This is a genomic window from Bifidobacterium callitrichos DSM 23973 (genome assembly GCF_000741175.1).
GTDB classification, from domain to species: Bacteria; Actinomycetota; Actinomycetes; order Actinomycetales; family Bifidobacteriaceae; genus Bifidobacterium; species Bifidobacterium callitrichos.
This window is the reverse complement of the sequence record NZ_JGYS01000007.1, coordinates 147,416-165,977: the sequence shown is the minus strand read 5'-3', so window position 1 is coordinate 165,977 and position 18,562 is coordinate 147,416. Positions and strand designations below refer to the sequence as shown.

General features: G+C 65.0%; 14 protein-coding genes. 5 read left to right on the top strand and 9 right to left on the bottom strand.

From position 1 onward, the window contains the following. Positions 1-115 precede the first annotated feature (115 nt). Together BCAL_RS05725 and BCAL_RS05720 are read right to left on the bottom strand one after the other, a co-directional pair. Positions 116-835 (bottom strand): Crp/Fnr family transcriptional regulator, encoded by a 720-nt coding sequence (locus tag BCAL_RS05725; RefSeq protein WP_107044223.1) that lies wholly within the window; start codon positions 833-835, stop codon positions 116-118. A 77-nt stretch (positions 836-912) separates the two neighbouring features. Next, positions 913-2,265 carry a lipoate--protein ligase family protein gene (locus BCAL_RS05720; RefSeq protein WP_140444944.1) on the bottom strand — a complete coding sequence of 451 codons (1,353 nt, stop codon included), beginning with the start codon at positions 2,263-2,265 and terminating at the stop codon, positions 913-915. A gap of 83 nt (positions 2,266-2,348) precedes the next feature. Here BCAL_RS05720 and BCAL_RS05715 point away from each other — a divergent pair, with 83 nt between their 5' ends. Next, positions 2,349-3,395 (top strand): 3-isopropylmalate dehydrogenase, encoded by a 1,047-nt coding sequence (locus BCAL_RS05715; RefSeq protein WP_043165099.1) that lies wholly within the window; start codon positions 2,349-2,351, stop codon positions 3,393-3,395. A gap of 94 nt (positions 3,396-3,489) precedes the next feature. On the opposite strand, the gene BCAL_RS05710 is transcribed toward BCAL_RS05715, so the two are convergent. The 7 genes from BCAL_RS05710 to BCAL_RS05680 all read right to left on the bottom strand — a co-directional run bounded on the left by BCAL_RS05710 (position 3,490) and on the right by BCAL_RS05680 (position 12,741). Further along, positions 3,490-5,952: a S9 family peptidase gene (locus tag BCAL_RS05710; RefSeq protein WP_420796815.1), complete on the bottom strand. Its 2,463-nt coding sequence runs from the start codon at positions 5,950-5,952 to the stop codon at positions 3,490-3,492. A gap of 304 nt (positions 5,953-6,256) precedes the next feature. Then, positions 6,257-7,432, bottom strand: coding sequence for an App1 family protein (locus BCAL_RS05705; protein WP_043165231.1), 1,176 nt, complete (start codon positions 7,430-7,432; stop codon positions 6,257-6,259). A gap of 101 nt (positions 7,433-7,533) precedes the next feature. After that, entirely contained in the window at positions 7,534-7,941 is a 408-nt protein-coding gene (gcvH, locus tag BCAL_RS05700; protein ID WP_043165097.1) for a glycine cleavage system protein GcvH, read from the bottom strand. A 109-nt stretch (positions 7,942-8,050) separates the two neighbouring features. After that, positions 8,051-9,775: a L,D-transpeptidase gene (locus tag BCAL_RS05695; RefSeq protein WP_052119061.1), complete on the bottom strand. Its 1,725-nt coding sequence runs from the start codon at positions 9,773-9,775 to the stop codon at positions 8,051-8,053. 272 nt (positions 9,776-10,047) lie between these two features. Beyond that, positions 10,048-11,202: an NAD(+) diphosphatase gene (gene nudC / locus BCAL_RS05690; RefSeq protein ID WP_043165095.1), complete on the bottom strand. Its 1,155-nt coding sequence runs from the start codon at positions 11,200-11,202 to the stop codon at positions 10,048-10,050. A gap of 4 nt (positions 11,203-11,206) precedes the next feature. Beyond that, positions 11,207-12,061, bottom strand: coding sequence for an alpha/beta fold hydrolase (locus BCAL_RS05685; protein WP_043165093.1), 855 nt, complete (start codon positions 12,059-12,061; stop codon positions 11,207-11,209). 53 nt (positions 12,062-12,114) lie between these two features. Further along, on the bottom strand, positions 12,115-12,741 hold the full coding sequence (locus tag BCAL_RS05680) for an NUDIX hydrolase family protein (protein WP_043165092.1): 627 nt from the start codon (positions 12,739-12,741) through the stop codon (positions 12,115-12,117). Between the two features lie 166 nt (positions 12,742-12,907). Between BCAL_RS05680 and trxA the strand changes: the two genes are divergently transcribed. The 4 genes from trxA to BCAL_RS05655 all read left to right on the top strand — a co-directional run bounded on the left by trxA (position 12,908) and on the right by BCAL_RS05655 (position 18,552). Then, complete coding sequence (trxA, locus tag BCAL_RS05675; protein WP_043165089.1) at positions 12,908-13,276, top strand: thioredoxin; 369 nt, start codon at positions 12,908-12,910, stop codon at positions 13,274-13,276. 207 nt (positions 13,277-13,483) lie between these two features. Continuing rightward, a complete protein-coding gene (locus BCAL_RS05670) occupies positions 13,484-15,601 on the top strand; it encodes an FIVAR domain-containing protein (RefSeq protein ID WP_043165087.1) in 2,118 nt (705 codons plus the stop codon). A gap of 114 nt (positions 15,602-15,715) precedes the next feature. Next, positions 15,716-16,717 carry an aggregation-promoting factor C-terminal-like domain-containing protein gene (locus BCAL_RS05665; protein ID WP_043165085.1) on the top strand — a complete coding sequence of 334 codons (1,002 nt, stop codon included), beginning with the start codon at positions 15,716-15,718 and terminating at the stop codon, positions 16,715-16,717. An 812-nt stretch (positions 16,718-17,529) separates the two neighbouring features. Continuing rightward, the gene (locus tag BCAL_RS05655) at positions 17,530-18,552 is read left to right on the top strand and encodes an endonuclease domain-containing protein (RefSeq protein ID WP_152600320.1); all 1,023 of its coding nucleotides are present in this window, start codon (positions 17,530-17,532) and stop codon (positions 18,550-18,552) included. The last annotated feature ends 10 nt before the right edge of the window (positions 18,553-18,562 follow it).

Below are 18,562 nucleotides of genomic sequence, written 5' to 3'. Positions count from 1 at the left end.
GCGGGTGGTCCGTGATGCCGAACCTGATATGGCCGCAGTCAATTGTTCACAGTAACCGCACTCTCTGGGAATCGGCTTAATGCCGGCGAGGCCACGGCTATCGGCGCGGATGCGGCTATCGGCGCGATCGCCTGATGAGCATGCCCGGCTGGTAGATGATGATGGAGCGGCCCTCGCGTGCGATCCATCCGCGGTTGGCGAAGTCCATCAGCGCCTTGTTCACGGTCTCGCGAGAGGAGCCGACCAGCTGGGCCATCTCCTCCTGCGTCAGATCGTGCGGCACCTTGAGCCCCTCCTCGACCGGCTCGCCGAAGCGCGCGCCGAGATTGATCAGGGTCTTCGCAAGCCGCGCGGGCACGTCCATGAACACCAGATCGGAGATGTGCTCGTTGTTCGTGCGCATGCGGCTGGCCATCACCTGCAGCATGTCGATGGCCACGCGCGGATGCTGGTCGAGCCAGTGGAACAATGCGTCATGCTCCAGCCACACCACGCGCGTGCCGTGGCACATCGCGAGCGCGGACGCGGTGCGGGGGCCGCCGTTCGGATCGAACACCGGGATCTCGCCCAGCACCTCGCCGGGAGCGTGGATGGACAACAGCTGGATGCGATGATCGCTCGATTCGCGGATGAGCTTGACGCGTCCATGCTCCAGCAGATACATGCGATGGTCGGTGCCGCCCTGTTCGAAGATCGCGTCGCCCTTGTCGTAGACGGCCTGATTGAGATGCGGGATCAGCTCCTCGGCCTCACCGGGCGAAACCTGCTTGAACAATGCCGTATGCAGCAGGATGTTCTCCTGATCGGGCATCGCATTCGGTTTCTCCGTCACCACGCATCACTCCCTTGTCGGATCTGTCGGACGGGCCTTTACGCAATATGGCTCACACAACACCGGCCGTTCGTTTCGCATTATTGTACCGCACCACGTAGGGAATCAAGCAGATGGTCGACGATCTCGCCACGCGTCATGCCGGTCTGACTTTTGAGCGGATCGACACGTTTGACGGCGGATCGGACCGCCTTGTCGCTCATCTTCTCCGCGCTGGTGTTGAGCACACGGTCCATCTTCCGCGCGTCGATGTCGTACGCCATCGTCACGTGGTGGAGCACCGCGCCGGGACCGCGCGACTGACCCGGCACACCTGACTGACCTGGCACACCCGACTGACCTGACACACCCGACCGGCTCGATGAACGCGGCGCCCCGGGGAACCGGCGCTGCGCGGCACCGCCGATCTTGCCGTGGGACGAGGCGATGTCGTTGAGCCCGGCGAACCGGACGTCGAGGCCGAGGCCGGCGAGCGCGCGGACCAGCCAGCGGTCGCACAGCCGGTACGATGCGGCCACGTCGATCCCGTCGACGAACCACAGCGGCGCATACAGGGAGTAGGTGATCGTGTTGCCCGGTTCGATGAACATCGCCCCTCCCCCGGTCGATCGGCGGACCACGGCGATGCCCTCGGCGCGAGCCACGTCCTCGTGCACCTCGTCGGGGATCGACTGGAACCGTCCGACGACCACGCACGATCCGCTCCACTCCCAGATGCGCAGCGTGGGGCGGCGCGTGCCGTCGGCCACCTCGCGCGCCCATTGCTCGTCGATGCGCATCTGTTCGGCCGCAGAGCGGGGGATGTCGTGGACGAGCGTGAGTTCGGGCAGGAGCCGAGCCCAGCGACGTGCGAATTCGGCGTCCTCCGTGTCCTCCTCATGACTGGGGTCGACTGGCTTCTGCGGCACGTCCGACTGCGATCGGACGTGTTGTGACGCACCGACGTGCGAATGCACCGCCGTCAGTCGACCGTCAGACGTCCGACCATCCGACGTCTGACCGTCGTCCGACGGTAGACCGTCCGATTGGCCTGCCGCCCGTCCGTCACCCTGTCCGTCGGCCCGTTCATCACCCCGTCCGTCGGCCCGTTCATCGGCTTGTTCACCGACCCGCCCGTCGACCCGTCCGATCGCGCGCCGGAATGCGGTTGCGATCGCGGCGGCATCGCAGCCGACGAGACGTGTCTCCGGATGCCTCGCGATCGCGCGTGCGATCGACGCGACGAGCGTCTCCGATGTTTCCGATGCCACCAGCTCCTCCGCGACCGACTCCAGTGACTCCTCTATGTCGGCGATCAGCGCATCGGCCATCGCGTCGGTCGGAGCGTCGATGAAGAAGTCCCCGTCGATGCGCACATCGACGATCCTCGCCCCTTCGAACCGTATGGCGACGGCGACCAGTTTGCCGCTCGGTACCTTATATGCCCCTCGCATGATGCCCATCATAGAGGTCAAGGATGTCCATAGGCCGAACACCATCCGTGGACGCCCACGGCGCGCGGGTAACGTTCAGTCACATGACTGATAACACCGCAACGAAGAAGTACAAGATCGCCGTCATTCCCGGCGACGGCATCGGCAAGGAAGTAACCCCGTGGGCTCAGAAGGCCCTCGAGAAGGCCGCGCAGGGCGTGGCCGAGTTCGAGTACGAGCACTTCGATCTGGGCGCCGAACGCTACCTGAAGGACGGGGCGATCCTGCCCGAGGAGGAAGAGGAGCGCATCAAGGCCAACGACGCGATCCTGCTGGGCGCCGTCGGCGACCCGCGCATCAAGGCCGGCATCCTCGAGCGCGGTCTGCTCCTGAAGCTGCGCTTCGACCTCGACCAGTTCGTCAACCTGCGTCCGTCGAAGCTGTACAAGGGCGTCACCTCCCCGCTCGCCAACCCCGGCGACATCGACTTCGTCGTCGTGCGTGAGGGCACCGAGGGCCTGTACTGCGGTGCCGGCGGGGCCGTCCGCCGCGACACCCCGAACGAGGTGGCCACCGAGGTGTCCATCAATACCGCGTACGGCGTGGAGCGCGTGGTGCGCTACGCGTTCAAGCTGGCCATGAAGCGCCGCAAGCACGTCACGCTCGTGCACAAGAAGAACGTGCTCGTCAACGCGGGCGACATGTGGCAGCGCATCGTCGACAAGGTCGGCGAAGAGTATCCGGAGGTCACGCACGACTACCAGCACGTCGACGCGGCGACCATCTTTCTGGTCTCCAACCCCTCGCGCTTCGACGTGATCCTGACCGACAACCTCTTCGGCGACATCCTCACCGACGAGGCCGGTGCGGTCGTCGGCGGCGTGGGCTACTCCGCGTCCGGCTGCATCAACGCGACCGACAAGTACCCGTCCATGTTCGAGCCGATCCACGGCTCCGCCCCGGACATCGCCGGTCAGAACAAGGCCAACCCGACCGCCGCGATCCTCTCCGCCGCGATGCTGCTCGAGCATCTCGGCTTCGACGATGCGGCGAAGAAGATCCATACGGCCGTCGAGGCGGACATCGCCGAGCTCGGCTCCACCGTCCGCTCCACCGATCAGGTCGGTGAGGATATCCTCAAGCGCATCTGACGCGTTTCCGCGCGCATATCGACCATAAACAGCCGACTATAGCAACATAGAAGAGGCTCCCCCCGAGGCGAGGGGAGCCTCTTTTCGTCCGCGCTCAGCGCAGGCCCATGACGTCTAGGCACCAGGCGTTTTCGTAGGAGACCTGACGCCACTGCTTGTATCGGCCCGAAGTGCCGCCGTGGCCGGCCTCGACCTCGATCTTGGCGATCGCGTCGAATCCGCGTTCCTGCATCGCGGCGAGCCACTTCAGCGGTTCGACGTACAGCACGCGCGTGTCGTTCATCGACGTGGTGATGAACACGCGAGGGAACGGCGTGCCCTTCTCCGGCAGGTTCTCGTACGGCGTGTACGACTTCATGTACCGGTACACGTCCTCGTCGTGCAGCGGATCGCCCCACTCGTCCCATTCGGTGACGGTCAGCGGCAGCGACGGGTCGAGGATCGACGTCAGCGCGTCGACTAACGGCACATCCGCCTCGATGCCCGCATACACCTGCGGCGCGATGTTCGCGATCGCGCCCATCAACAGGCCTCCCGCGGAGCCGCCGTTGGCGACGGTCCTGCGCGGATCGGCCAGATGCGCCTTCTGCAGGGCGATCGTCGCGTCGACGAAGTCCTCGAACGTGTGCTTCTTGTTCAGCCTGCGACCCTGCTCATACCAGGCGCGGCCCAACTCACCGCCGCCGCGCACGTGCGGCACCGCGTACAGCACGCCGCGGTCGAGCAGACTCAGTCGCGCCACCGAGAAGCTCGGATCCGAGGAGATCTCGTACGCGCCGTAGCCGGTGATGAACATCGGCGCATCCTGCATGGGGATGTCGCGACGCCACACCAGCGACACGGGGATGCGCTCACCGTCGCGCGCGGTGATCCACACACGACGCTCCATGTACTCGCGCGGATCGAATCCGCCGAGCACCGTGGCACGCTTGAGCAGACGATCCTCGCCGGTGACCGGATCGACCTCATGCAGTTCGCCGGGGCGCGTGTAGCTGGTGAACGAGTAGCGCATGCGCGGCGCGTCGTACGACGGGTTGCCGCCGGTGCCGATCGAGTAGAGACGGCGCGTCTCACCGGGCAGATGATCGTCGCTCGCGCCATCCGACGACGACGTGTGGTCGGACGGCGTCTCGTCAGCGGCCCACAGCCGTTCGCCGTGATCGCCGATCAGCTCGCCGGCATCCTGCGCGACGGTGTCCCAGTCGTTCTCCAATGACGGCGGCAGCAGCTCGGTGAACCGCCACGGGCGTCCGGCCGCGAAATCCTCGGCCGCAAGACTCTTCGGCATGACCGCCACATGCGGCAGGCCATCGGCGCGGTAGGCCAGCGAGACGAAATGGCGATGAATCGCGATGCCCTCGATGCCGAGACCGTGCAATCCCTGCAGGATCGCCGGATTGGCCGGGTTGACGTACGCCTTGGTGATCGGCTGGCGCGAGTTCGGAATCAGGCTATCGCCCTCGTCCTCGCCGGCCGCGACCTCGTCGCCGCGCTCGCAGCCGTACGGCGAGCCCTGCGCGATGCACACGCCCTCGCCGAGCGCGTACGGCGGCTCGTGATCGCGCATGTCGATCACGTCGATCTCGAAGTTCGGGTTCTTCGCGTTGTGGTAGACGACCGCGAGCGGAACGTCCTCGCCATGCTCGCCGGCGCCTTCGAAGCACGCGAAGCTCACGTCGTATTCGATGTCGGTCTTGCGCGGGATGAACGGCTGGAATTCACCTTCGGGGCGATTCGTCGGCAGCATCAGCACCTCGGTGGTGGTCTTCGACCCGGTGCCGATGACGATGTTGCGCTCGTCGAAGCTCAGTCCGACGCCCACCCAGAAGCGTTCGTCCTGCTCGCGGTAGACGCACACGTCGGAGTCGACGGGCGTGCCGACGCGGTGACGCCACACCGCGCAGGGACGCCAAGCGTCATCCAGTTCGACCCAGAACACGTATTCGCCGTCGGGCGTGAAGCACGCGCCTCCGACGCCCTTGAACACCTCGGGCAGGTCGGCTTCGGACGCATGCTCCGGGTCGAGCGCGACCGGCTTGCCCAGATCGCGGATGCGGAAGTCGTAGCGTTCGTCGCCCTCGGTGTCGACGCCGTAGAGCATCCAGCGGCCGTCGCGGCTCAGATCCATGCCGCCGAGGCGGAAGAAGTCGTGACCGTCGGATTCGACGTTCGCGTCGAAGATGACGTGCTCGTTCTTCAGGCTGCCGGGGGCGCCCATCGGGTCGACCTCGGGCGGCGTCCAATCATCCTCGCCCTTGACGGGGATGCGACACTGGACGGCGTACTGCCTGCCCTCCTGCGTACGCGCGAAGTACCAGTAGCCGTTCATGCGCACCGGCACCGACATGTCGGTCTCCTGCACATGCGACTTGAGCTCGTCGAACAGGGTCTCGCGCAGGCCCGCCAGATGGGCGTTGCGCGTCTTGCACAGATCGTTCTGCGCGGCCACGTATTCGCGCGTGCGCGTGGATTCCTTGTCGCGCATCCACTCGTACGGGTCGAGGAACAGATCACCGTGATGCTCGCGGCGCGTATACTCCTTGACGGCCTGCGGCACGAGCGGCGGGATGGTCAGATCCGGGCTCTCCGCCTCGACGACCTCCTTGCGGGCGGCGGTGGCTTCGGCCGCCCACGCCATGTCGCGGATCGACTCCAGCTGCTCGGGCTGTGCCTCGGACTCGTTCGCGGACTGTGCCGTAGGTTCCACAAGGTGTTCCACGGATTGCTCGGTGTGCGGCTCCGTTGCCGTAGGGTTGTTCTTCTCGTCAGTCATAATCGCGATTATAAGCCGAATCCCCCGTCAACCACGCGATTACGCCGCCTATGACTGCGCTTATGACTACGTCATGACGCCGGACGCGCTACGACAGATGCTCCTTCAGATACGGCAGCATCGTCTTCATAAGGTTCGCGCCGGTGGTTCCGGTGAACACGGGTACGTCGGTGACGGGCGTCGGCTGGGAGGCGGTCATGCCTCCCGCATTGATGCCGAACGGCATCGCCTCGCGCGGCGTGAGCTGGCGGATCGCGATGGCGAGCACGCGCCCCGGATAGCGCTTGACGATCGTCGCGTACGTGCTGGGGTCCTTCTGCCCGTCGTCGCCGACAAGGATGAACTTCATATCCGGGAAATCGCCCATCAGCTGTTCGGCGAACTCGAGCTTGTGCTGCGGGCCGGTGGGGATGAACGTCTTGGGACGCGGGTCGAGATCGCGCAGCAGCAGCGGCCCCTCGGGGAAGCCGTGGTTCGTGATGAAGTGACGGATCGCGCCCTCGACGTTCCACGGCGAGGTGGACAGGTAGAAGAACGGCGCGTCCGGGAACAGGTCGGCAAGCTTGGTGAACAGCACGCTCATGCCCGGCACCGACGCCTTCTTCTCCGGGTTGAGGAACAACAGGTTCCACGCGGCCTTCCACAGGATCGGGGCCTGCGTGATCATGATCGTGTCGTCGACGTCGGAGATGATGCCGACCTTCGCGTCCTTGGGGATCGTGAACAGGCTCGCGGTGACCGGCCTGCGGCCCCTGACCCGGTAGGAGACTGTGTGCACGCCGGAGGCGAGCTTGTGCTCGGCGACCAGATCGAGGTATCCGGACGTGTCGGACAGCGCGTATTCGCTGTCGACCTCCGGCCGCTCGTCGAGTGCGTCGTAGCGCTCGGAGGCGCCCACCTGCACTGTTTCGAGGGGGACGTCGTCGATGCTGATCCTGACCTGCGTGTGCGGCGAGGGGATCGCGAGCATGCCCTTGAATCCGCGCATGGCGAGACCGGACTGGCTGTGCGCGCCCGCGTACACGGTGCGGCAGATCAGTCGCGAGTAGTCGTTGGTGCCGTATCCGACGTACGGATCGACGCGGGGGAACCAGTCGAGGTCGTGTGCGGCCTTCGTCGCCGCCTTCACCCACACGCTGAACACGCGGGTGATGACGCGGCGGACGATGCGTTCGTACAACGGCTGTATCTCGATGCGCTCGCGCCTGGAGGCGGCGTCGAACGTGGTGACGACATGCCGGGCCGGAATCGGCACCGTGGGCATGTCGTCGGCCGGGATCTGGCCATTGTGGCCATTGCGGCCGTTGAGGTCGTTGTGGTCATGCTGGCCGTGCTGGCCGTCGCGCGACCGGCTCCCCTCGCCGCTCATCGGATGACCTTCAGGTATTCCTCGGCGGTGAGCAGTTCGGGTTCGTCGTCCTCGAGCTCGATCTTGAGGATCCAGCCCTCGCCGTACGGGTCGGAGTTGATCACGCTCGGATCGTCGGACACGGCCTGATTGACGTAGCGGATCGTTCCCGCGACCGGGGCGATGAGCGGTTCGACGGCCTTGGAGGATTCCAGTTCGAGGATCTCGTCGCCGGCCTCGACGCGCGTGCCGGGTTCGGGCAGGTCGACGTAGACGAGCTCGCCGAGTTTCTCGGCGGCGTAGTCGGTGATGCCGAGCGGAGCGGGTTCGAGCGTCGTGTCGATCCACACGTGGTCGTCGGAGTATTCGAGGTGCTCGGGCACGTCGAGGTTCAGCGGCTGTTCGTCATCCAGTTCATCGTTCATGGCTACAAGGGTAGCAAGCTCATATGAAAAACCGCATGCACAAGGCCCGGCTGCTCGCGCATCGGGCGGGCGGCCGGGCCTATAAAGGGGTGCGAAGGGGGGGGTGCGGTCAGCGGGTCGGAGCGGACGGCTGGGAGCCGACCACCTGGACGATCGTGCCGTCGGGGATGTTGGTGTAGATCCAGTTGGCGTCGTCGTCGTACATGTTCACGCAGCCGTGGGATCCGTGGCTGACCGGGTCTCCCGAGGCGATCGCGTTGTAGTTCCACGGAGCGGAGTGGAAGCCCTCGCCGCCGTTGAAGTACGTGACCCAGCGCACGTTCGGCGTGACGTAGTCCTCGCCGCGCATCGTCTGCGTCTTGTACTTCAGATACACGTAGAAGGTGCCGTTGTCGGTCTGCGTGGAGCCCTTGCCGGTGACGACGTTGAAGGTCTTGATGACCGCGCCGTTCTGGTAGACGGTGGCGGTCTGGGAGCTCTTGTCGACGACGATGCGGTATTCGCTCTTCTTCTGCTTGGTGTCGTACTTGGTCACGTCCGCGGCGACCTGCACGGTGCCGCCCTGACCCTGTTCGAGGCTGGAGGCGACCTCGGCGGCCGCGGCGTCGGTGTCCTTGATGGCCACGCCGTTGACGCCCTTGGTCTGCGCCTTGATGACGACCGTGCCGTTGCCGTCGACGATGTCGACCTGGGAGACCATCTTCTGGTTGAGCTCCTCGGGCAGCTGGGCCGCGAGGTACTGCTTGATCGCCTCGGTGTCGTAGGAGAGCGTGATGCTGCCCTTCGACGGCTCGCCGGTAGGCTTGATCCACTTGGCGACCTCGGCCGCCGGCAGCGTGAACTCCTTCGCGTCGCCGTTGGTCATGACGATCGGGCTGGTCAGGCGCTGGTTGGCCTGATCGGCGGCCTGCTGGGCCGTGGCGAGCGTGATCGGCGTGTCGACGGTCTTGTCGGCGACACTCACCGTGGCGGCGGTGCCCGGTTCGGCGATCGCCTGCTTGACGGCGGCGACCACCTTCGTGTCGTCGGGCGTGGAGCCGGAACGGCCCTCGGCGGCAACGAAGGCCTTGGATTCGGCGTTGTACGCGATGGACGACGGCACGGCGCGGCCGGATTCGTCGATGAGCTTGCTCGACAGGTAGTCGTTGAGCGTGAAGTCGTTGGTGGTGGCCGTCAGCGGCACGTTCACACGGCTGAACGGGTTGACGCGCACGAGATCCTCGAGAAGGTTCGAGGAGGACTTGGCACCCAGCAGGCTGTCGACGGTCTTGTCGACGTCGACGCTCACGCCGAGATCCTTGAGCGCGGCGGTGACCGAGCTGCCGCTGGTCGTGTCCTTCACGGTGATCGCGGAGTCGTTGACGGCCGCGTTGACCGTGTCGGCCAGTTCGTCACGGGTCTGTCCGACGACGCTGGTCGCGCCGAATCGCACGCCCGGGGCGACACGATCGGAGAAGTACCAGCGCGCGGTGAAGAACGCGCCGACGAGCGCGGCGAGCAGCACGCCCACGATGACGAGCGTGATGATCAGGCCCTTGTGGGACGACTTGGCCTTGACGGCGATGGCGTCGGCGGGGATGTCCGTGATGCCGGAGACGCCGGCCGGAACCGAGGAGGCAGCGGGCACCGCACCGGCGGCGGATGCCTGCGCGTGACCCGCGACCTGATGACGGCTGGCGTACGATGCGCCGCCGTTCGTACCACCGGCGACTCCGGGCATCGGCACCGCGGCGGCCGCGATCGGGGCCATTCGCTGCGTGGACTCGAAGTCGCCACGCATGGCGCCGTACTCCGGCTGCCAGTTCGACATGCGTTGCGTCTGCTCGTCAGTCATTCCCGATTCCTTACACTACTTGGTTGACGTGGTTCGTCTTTCGTTCTGCGGTTCGCCGCCGGCACCAGGCCGGCGTATGCGGAACTGAACCCGACTCTACATCAACCGCATCCCAGAGGGGAATGCCAATCCTGTGAAATTCCGCGCAAACGGCGGATTTTCACCGAACGGAAACATCCCTGTGACATAGCTCACTATGAAATATCTGTTTCTGAGATGTCTATTCGTGGGATCGCGTGGGATCTCGTGGGATCTCGCAGAATCGCGTGGGATCACAGCTCGTGGCCGAGCCATTCCTCGATCATGTACCGTGCGATCGTGGCCTTGCCCGGCGCGCTCATGCGCCCCGAGATGATCGCCGCCATGTACTCGTCGGGGGTCACCCACCGCGCCTCCACGGTCTCGACGTTGTCCACGTGGACGTCGGTGGTCAGCGCATGCGCCTTGAACGCCATCATCAGGGATGCGGGGTACGGCCACGGCTGGGAGCCGAGGTACTTGACCTCGCCGAGCGTGATGCCGACCTCCTCCATCGCCTCGCGACGGACCGCATGCTCGAGGTTCTCGCCGGCCTCGACGAATCCGGCCGACACCGAGTACAGCGTCGGGTTCTTCCACGCGGCGTTGTGCTGCATGAGCGCGCGCCCGGCCGAATCGACGATGATCGTGATCACCGCGGGTTCGACGCGCGGGAACAGCAGACGGCGGCCGTCCGACTCGTTCGTGCAGCGCTGCGCCCAGCCGCCGTTGGCGGCTTCGACTGGCGCGCCGCAAGTCGGGCAGTGACGCTGGCGATTATGCCAGATGCTCAGGGAGATGGCCGTGGTGGCCTGACCGGCCTCGCGTGCGGAGGCGTGGGGCGCGAAACCGCGCAGATCCACCCAGTCGAAGCGGTCGAGGGCCTGCTCGAGCAGGCTCTTTCGGGCGGTCGCGCCCGATGCCCCCGAGGCCGGCGTCTCGTCGAACGCCGCGTCGGCGCCCTGCGAGCTGTGGCTCACGCCGGCCACGCCGCCGGCACTGCCGCGCGACGAGCCGTTGGTGCCGTCGTCGACCCCGAACTGGGCCGGACGCGCGGCCACGCGGGTGATGTCGACAGCCACGACGTGCTCGTCGCGACGACCGCCGTAGCTGCCAAGGAACATCGCCACGGCCTCGGGATTCGCCTTGAGCTCATCCGCCATGTAGGCCCCCGGCAGGGTGGCGAGGCGCAGCTTGACGTTCTCGTAGTCGACCAGCTCGCCCTGTCCGCGCGGCACGGCGATCAGGCCGTTGCGGGTCAGGATCACCTTCGTGGCCGGTTCGGCCAGGGTCGCGTCGATGAGGTCCGGTTCGCCTCGGCGTTCGGTCTGGTAGTCGATGTCGCCCTGCGCGAGCGGCAGGAACGGCAGCGCCTGTGTCAGCGCCAGCGGACTGAAGGAGATGCCCATGGTCTCACGCCCTCTTCCCGGCCGCACGCCTGACCAGGTCGACCAGTGCGCGGGCGACCGTGTCCGGATGCTCGACCGCGCTGAAATGGCCGCAGTCGGGAATCGGGGTGAAGACCGCGTTGGCGCCGATGCGTTCGGCAAGCGGGCCCATCACGCTCGGATTGCTGGTCGGGTCGAGTTCGCCCGAGACGACCGCGACCGGCACGTCCATCGTCTCCGGCACGCCGGCCAGATCGGTGCGGCCGTAGGTCATGCGCTGGCGCCAGGCCAGACCGGCCGGGTTCTGGTCGTTGATCCACGCGGTCATCTGGTCGATGAACGGCTGGCTCTTCTTGACGGTCGAATCGCCCTCGGCGGGCTTGGCGAAGTGCATCACCGGTTCGACGCTGTTCGTCGACTCGCAGGCGTCTGAGGTCTTCAGGCGCGGCTCGCCGCCGACGCCGTCGGACGAGGCCATCGTGTCGCACAGGGCGATCGCGGCGACCGCCTCCGGGTGCAGACGGTACAGGTCGGTGACCAGATAGCCGCCCATCGACAGGCCGGCCCACACCGCCCTGTCGTAGCCGGCGGCGCGGATCAGATCGACGTACGATTCGGCCATGCGGTCGAGCGCGTCCGGATACGAGCCGTTCTCGGCGCGGCGGCCGGACTCCTTGTCGCTCGGCGCGGGCGATTCGCCGGAGCCCGGCATGTCCGGAGCCCAGATCGGGAAGGGTTCAAGGCCCTGTTCGTCGGCGAGCGCGGCGATGCGCTTCGCGCATTCGATCCACATGCGTCCGTCGACCGGGTAGGCGTTGACCAGCACGAGCGGCGTTCCCTCGCCCTCGCGCAGAATGCGGTTGTGAATGGTGAAAGTCATATCGATATCCCTTCTGGCGTTTTCGGCGTTGTCATGCGCATGTCACGCGCATGTCACGCGTTGACCCATTCCAGCGCCTTGCGGACGATGCGGTCGTGGCCGTTGGTCATCTGGGCGAGGAACTTGTCGAGCATTTCGGAATGGGGGTTCACCCATTCGACGTCGAGCGTCTCGTCCTGCGGACGGCAGTCGCCCGCGATCGGCACGACGTAGCACAGCGCGATCGCATGCTGGCGCGGATCGAAGTATTCGGACAGGCCCGGGGTCGGGAAGAACTCGGCCACCGTGAACGGCTGCAGGTTGAGCGGCAGCATCGGCAGGGCGATATCGCCCAGATCCTTGGCGACGTTGCGGGCGATCGCCTCGCGCAGCGTCTCGTGGAAGAGCACACGCCCGGAGATCAGCGCGCGTTCCACCGAGCCGTCCTCGGTGACGCGCAGCAGGGAGCCGACCTGCGCGACGCGTCCGAACTCGTCGATGCGCACCGGCACGATCTCCACGTAGGCGATGGGCATCTGGCTGCGGGCACGGTTGATGTCCGCGGGGTCGAGCCATCCGGGCGGGTTGCCGTGGCCGGAGCCTCGGATGAAGTCCTCCGGGGTCACATGGTCAAATTCGCCGCGCTGACGGTCGGCGTCGAAGTCGCCCTCGTCGGGCACCTCATCATTCATCACTGGCATGCGTCCCATTATCGCGCGTGCGCATGAGAACCGCGGCAGCGAAATCATCTATGGGCGCAAGTCCTTGCCTTTGTTGCCACATGCTGGTTTGCTGGTGGGTAAGAGTACCCACCCTTACGCTTGTTAGCGCACCACCAGCTAGTTACTGTTATTAAAGGAGCTTCACATGGCGACCACCACCCTCACCTCCGCCGAGTTCGAGAAGACCATCAACGACAACGAGATCGTGTTCGTCGATTTCTGGGCCACCTGGTGCGGCCCGTGCAAGGCGTTCGGCCCGATCTTCGAGGCCGCGAGCGATCAGGCGGACAACAAGGACATCGTGTTCGCGAAGGTCGATATCGATCAGAACCAGGATCTCGCCGCCGCCGCGGGCATTCAGGCGGTGCCGACGCTGATGATCGCCAAGCAGGGCCAGATCATCTTCCAGCAGGCGGGCGCCCTGCGCGCCGAGGATCTCGACGATCTGATCGAGCAGGCCAAGAAGCTCGATCTCGCCGCCGCCCAGACCGCCCAGGAGAATCAGGCCGCCTGATTTGCGCGTTGGCGAGCGCCGCCCATCGAATTGTCGGTTGCCGGCGCCTTCCGCCGCAGAATCCTCCCGAACACCCATCGACCCGCGGACATCCGCCCGCACGTCGATGGGTGTCCTTGTCTTTCTTCATCTTCGGGGCGGGCGATGACAGTCCTTGGACATCGGACTATGATGAATCGCAATGCATCGTAGGGGGTATTGGAGAGTATGACGAATCCGAAGAACACCGGGCATCGGTCCGACAGGCCGACCAATGGCAAGGGCGGCGAGAACGCGAACGGGGCGGCGGTCCCCACGAATATCCCGTCCGGGTTCCCGAACCCCGACGACAAACCGCATCTCGACAGCGGGCTCGATTCAAACAACGTGCGATTCAACGACAATTCACTGCTCAACCCGCAGCGCGACGACGACTGGGACATCCCCGCGCTGTCGTTCCCGAACATCGACGAGCACGGAGACGTCCCCTCGCCCGAGGAGATGAAGCAGAACCTGACCTTCCCGTCCGTGCCGTCCGCCGGCATGCCTGCGGACGCGCCGACGCCGGCCCTGTCGGACGCCGCTACGCCGGTGTCGAACATCCCGCCGACGCCTCCCACTCGTTCGGCCTCATCGCACGTGACGCGCACAACGGGTGTCTCGGGCAAGTCGGAGGCATCCCGCACGACGGGGACGCCGGGAACGGCCGCGCCGACCGTGACGATCGCACCGGTAGCCCCGACCGCCGTGCCGCCCACCGTTCCTCCCGCCGGGGCAGGCGCCAAGGCAGGCGCCAAGGCAGGCGCCAAGGCAGGCGCCAAGGCAGCCACCGTACCGGCTGATGCCCCGGGCGACCTGTCGGCCGCACCGACGCCCGCTTCGGTGTTCCCCTCATCGACGAATCCGGCCCCCGTCTTCCCGCCCGACTCCGGGTCGGAGACCACCGTGCTGCCTCCGCTCAACATCAACGTGCCCGTTCCGGGACGCGCCGGCGCCACGGACAAGCCGAGCCCGGTGATCGCACCCGGCGCGGTCAACCTAGGCAAGGTCGCGGGCGGCGAGAATCAGACGCTCAGGAACCTCGAGGACGTGTCGGACGAGCCGACCGAGGCCGAGGAGGCCGACGAATTGTACGGTGCCGAGGCGGATCGGAACGATTCGTCTCGCTCTGCCGCCGGCGACTCCGGTCTGTCCGGCTCCGGCATCACCGGCGGATCCGACGGCAACGGTCGCGGTCGTGGCGGCAATGGTGATGGCGACACACGTCACGGCGATCACGGCAGCGACGGCGACACTCGCGCGGTCAATCGCAAGCCGATCATCATCGGCGTCGTGGTCGCGGCGCTTGTCGCGGCGGCGGTCGGCGGCGTGTTCGCCTTCCAGCGCCACCAGAGCCAGACCGCGCTCGACACGGCGCTCTCCAACTGCGAGGCCGCCGCAAGCGACGTGAGCAAGGCGAACGACTCGCTCGCCGAAGCGCTCAAGAAGGCCGACGAGGCCAGCAAGCTCACCGTCGACCAAGTGTCCGACGCCACCACGATCAGCAAGCTCAAGACCGCCGTGTCCGACGCGAGCGGCGCGGGCAAGGCCGTCGCGTGCGACGCGAGCCTGTCGACGGCCGAACTCACCAGTCGCACCGAGGAGAACTCGAAGCTGGCGAGCACGCTGAACAGCCACATCAAGACGGTCGATTCCGCACTCAAGGCGGTGACCGACAGTCAGGACGACAAGAACGACGCCGACGTCAAGACGGCGAAGGACAGCCTGCAGAAGGCCGTGACCGACGCGCAGACGCTGATGACGAACAGCGATGGCGCGGTGGCGGACGACTCCACCCGCCAGACCCTGCAGTCGGCCATCGACGCGGCGAACAAGCTCATCGGCGACTCCGACCCGAAGCTTGAGGATCTGCAGAACGCCCTGAAGGCGCTGCAGGACGCGACCAACGCGGTCAACGACTCGATGAGCTCCTACTCGAGCAGCCGCAGAAGCAGCTCCAACTCCGGCACGTCCAACTCCAACGGCACCAACGGGTCGTACACCAACAACCGGTACAACAACCGCTACAACGGCAGCACGGGCTCCACCACCAGGCCGAACACGTCCGGATCGGGCTCCGGCACGGGCTCCACCGGCGGTTCCGGCTCCGGCTCGACCGGAACCGGTTCGGGCAACAACTCGGGCAGCAACGGGTCCGGCACGGAGTCCGGCGGCAACGGCAACGGCAACGGCAACGGCGGAGAGTCCGGCGGTACCGGCAATGGCGGCGAGTCCGGCGGCAACGGCAACGGCGGAGAAACCGGCGGTTCCGGTTCCGGCTCTGGCGGCAACGGCACTGCCGAATAGTTCTTCTTCCCCGTGAGGTAGGATGGTCGGCAGCATTAAGGACCGGTAACGTCACGGCAATGCCGACCTCCGGTCGTGAGATGTGCCAGAGCTTACCCAAGGCTAAGGAGCGAAATGGCGAATCATCGCAGGAAAACACCGACTCTCAAATCATTGAGCAAACGCCAGTGGATCCGCATCATCGCCGTGGTCGCGGCGATCGCGATGCTGGCGGGAGCGGCGGTGGTCTCGCGCAACTTCTATCAGCAGTCGCAGCAGACCACGCCGATCACCGAGTTCTCGGCCACCGATTCCGGCACCGCCGCCGCGTCCCGTGGCGGCGCGCGTGGATCGCTCGGTGATGACACCTCGTACGTGACCGTCAAGATCAACGGCAAGTCACGTACCGTGCTCGGCACGGACTTCACCGACGTCAAGTCCGTCCTCGAACAGGGCGATATCGTGCTCGATCCGAGCGATCAGGTCTCTCCCTCGCTGACCACGAAGGTCACCGAGTCGACCGTCATCACCATCGAACGCGCCGGCGCGACCCTGGACACCAGCGACACGGACATCCCCTTCAATACCGTGAAGAAGGAGACCAGCGCGCTGCCCAAGGGCACCGAGAAGGTGCAGCAGGAGGGCAAGGTCGGCACGATGGAGACCACGAGCCTCGTGACCCGCGCGGGCGGCAAGGTCGTCGAATCCAACGTGTTCGCCTCGTGGGTGAAGACGGCTCCGACGGACAAGATCGTGCTCGTCGGCACCGGTTCCACCTCGTCCTCGTCGTCCTCAACCGCATCCTCGTCCAGCTCGCTCGGCACCACCGTGCCGGCCTCCGAAATGCAGAGCTGGGCGCATGACTATCTGATCGCCAACGGCTACACGGAGAACGACTTCACCGCCGCCGTCTACATCATCAACCACGAATCCGGTTGGAACCCGCGCGCCACGAACCCGTCATCCGGCGCGTACGGCCTGCCGCAGGCGCTGCCCGGCTCCAAGATGGCCTCCGCAGGCGCGGACTGGGCCACCAACTACCAGACGCAGTTCAAGTGGTTCGTCGGCTACTGCAACTCCCGCTACGGCGGCATCACCGGCGCCTACAACCACTGGCTCAGCGCCCACAGCTACTGACCTGTTTGTGTAGTGTGACTGCTGGGCGCCTCACCAAAAGCTGTTATGCCCTTCGGTTCCATCGCCTCACGTAACTCTGGACTTCAGGAATTCTCTTGGAATTCCTTATCCGCGATCCCTTGGGCTCCTGCAAACCAGGAGCCCAAGGGATTTTTCTTCCTCCTTCTCCTCCTTCTCCTCCTTCTCCTCCTTCTCCTCCTTCTCCTCCTTCTCCTCCCCCACCTCCCCCACCTCCCCCGATCCCTTCTCTGCTCACGCTTTCCTGTGCCTTCTCCGCCTGCCGCATCGTATCTCTTGCCACAACGGAAGAATCTGGTCACTTTCGAGCATTTGTGGCAATCGCTCCTGCCACGTTCCTGCCACAACATAAGTATCAGCGAATTATTGAGCTGTTATGACAATAATTTTTGCCACAACATGCGAGAATCAAATCTTTCGAACACTTGTGGCAATAGGTCACGCCACAACACGGCGAAAACGTCGTAATGCATGCGTTATGGCAAGATTCCCCACGAGTCAATCCCCGGAATTCCGCCATTCTTTCCACATCACGTTCTGAGCGGCAGGGAGCGCTTTCCCACAACTCGCTCAAAAACCCCTTTTCGAACACTTGTGGCAATAAATCCCGCCACACCTCTCGAATATGGCCAGAATAATCACGTTGTGGCGAGGCGACATGATTCCAGTAGGCGAGGCATATACGAGCGCTTGCCGTGCGTTGAGTTATCCCCAACACGCCGGAGGCCGAGACCTCCACCCACATCGGTCAATCGCCCTGTACTGCATCGAACGGCAACGGATACCGTGACGGCATGAATACCATGAACTCCGCAATCACCATGAACGCCAATGTGAGCACCAACACCAGCGCAACTCTCCCGATGGGAGAAAGCCTCAAGCAACGAAAACGGTCCATGATCGATCTGTGCACCAACACAGCGAAGCTGCTGGGCCAGCCGCTACTGTTCGGTCTGACGACATCGCTGGTACTGCAAGAGGTCCCGCTACCGGCATGTGATCTCGACATGACCGCACTTCACACGGTCAGCAGCTCGCCCGACAAGAGGATCCGCAAAAAGGCACCTTCGGCACAGACACAGACACAGGTGCGAACACAGCCACACGTATGGAAGCAGCTCAATAACGAACGAATTCTGCGCATCAACAAGCATGTATTTGCGATCGACCTGTTCTCCACGTGGGCTCAGATGGCCGATCACGTTGACCTCATGCAGTTGGTCATTCTCGGCGATTCGATCATCAACGCTGCCGAACAGCAGCAGCCTGTATCCATGCGAGGCAATGGCACCGCTCTGCGAGACAAGCTCATCAGCATGACTCTCGGCCTATCACCGTTCCGAGGCAAACGACTGTGCACACTCGCCGCTCCGCTGCTGATGCCCAATGCGGCTTCCCCCAAGGAATCCGAGATCCGTCTGCGCCTCCTGCAGCATGACGTCCCCCTGCCGCGAACGAATTACGTGGTGCCGAACGCCACGTTCAAATCAGGAAGTGCGATGACGCTTGATCTTGCGTGGCCGGAGTTTCGCGTGGCCGTCGAGTATGACGGCGATCAGCATCGCACCGACAAGACGCAGTGGTATCGCGATCAGCAGAAGCGCGATTGGCTGCAGAATCACGGATGGAGGATATTCGTCGCCAATGCGGCCACGCTGGCGGATGAGGCGTCGCATGAGGAATTCGCATGGCGATTGAGCCGTAACCTGATAGCCAATGGGGCCAGATTCACGTTTCTGCTCACGCCAAGGCCATTGAACAAAGTCGCGAAACGACTCGCACGCGGGCAGGTCAAACGCGATCCAACCAAGGCATGAAAACAAGGCA

What these genes read in the sequence shown, in the direction of transcription:
- nudC (WP_043165095.1), bottom strand. Translation starts at nt 11,202, where the DNA reads ATGGGCATCTCCTTCAGTCCGCTGGCGCTGACACAGGCGCTGCCGTTC.
- BCAL_RS05680 (WP_043165092.1), bottom strand. Translation starts at nt 12,741, where the DNA reads ATGCCAGTGATGAATGATGAGGTGCCCGACGAGGGCGACTTCGACGCC.
- BCAL_RS05665 (WP_043165085.1), top strand. Translation starts at nt 15,716, where the DNA reads ATGGCGAATCATCGCAGGAAAACACCGACTCTCAAATCATTGAGCAAA.
- gcvH (WP_043165097.1), bottom strand. Translation starts at nt 7,941, where the DNA reads ATGAACGATGAACTGGATGACGAACAGCCGCTGAACCTCGACGTGCCC.
- BCAL_RS05670 (WP_043165087.1), top strand. Translation starts at nt 13,484, where the DNA reads ATGACGAATCCGAAGAACACCGGGCATCGGTCCGACAGGCCGACCAAT.
- BCAL_RS05655 (WP_152600320.1), top strand. Translation starts at nt 17,530, where the DNA reads ATGAATACCATGAACTCCGCAATCACCATGAACGCCAATGTGAGCACC.
- trxA (WP_043165089.1), top strand. Translation starts at nt 12,908, where the DNA reads ATGGCGACCACCACCCTCACCTCCGCCGAGTTCGAGAAGACCATCAAC.
- BCAL_RS05685 (WP_043165093.1), bottom strand. Translation starts at nt 12,061, where the DNA reads ATGACTTTCACCATTCACAACCGCATTCTGCGCGAGGGCGAGGGAACG.
- BCAL_RS05705 (WP_043165231.1), bottom strand. Translation starts at nt 7,432, where the DNA reads ATGCCCACGGTGCCGATTCCGGCCCGGCATGTCGTCACCACGTTCGAC.
- BCAL_RS05715 (WP_043165099.1), top strand. Translation starts at nt 2,349, where the DNA reads ATGACTGATAACACCGCAACGAAGAAGTACAAGATCGCCGTCATTCCC.
- BCAL_RS05695 (WP_052119061.1), bottom strand. Translation starts at nt 9,775, where the DNA reads ATGACTGACGAGCAGACGCAACGCATGTCGAACTGGCAGCCGGAGTAC.
- BCAL_RS05720 (WP_140444944.1), bottom strand. Translation starts at nt 2,265, where the DNA reads ATGCGAGGGGCATATAAGGTACCGAGCGGCAAACTGGTCGCCGTCGCC.